The 267-nt window shown below is 36.7% G+C and carries 1 pseudogene; it reads right to left on the reverse strand.

Annotation, left to right across the window (positions count from 1 at the left end):
• Positions 1-86: 86 nt before the first annotated feature.
• Positions 87-267: pseudogene (locus OCH80_RS10325) on the reverse strand (hydrolase); the annotation flags it as partial.

Consider the following 267-nt stretch of genomic DNA (forward strand, 5'->3'; position numbering starts at 1 on the left):
TCTAACAACCTTAACGGCGTAATACTAATTTGTCCCAATTTTTGGGGTCATATCAGGAATCGATCAAGGATGCTGCTTTTTTGTCATTATTTTTCCAACTTCGCTAACTTGTATTTGGTAGCTCTGCCTTCACCGAATTTGATTAGGTACCCTTTCTTTACCAAAGAATTTATCAACCTCAAAGTTTTGGTTCTGCCAAAGTCGATCACTTTATTTATCTTGCTAGTAGTTTCGTTTCCAGATTGAACGGCTTGATAAATTTTGCCT

This window comes from Lactobacillus sp. 23-2 (assembly GCF_044902225.1).
GTDB classification, from domain to species: Bacteria; Bacillota; Bacilli; order Lactobacillales; family Lactobacillaceae; genus Lactobacillus; species Lactobacillus absianus.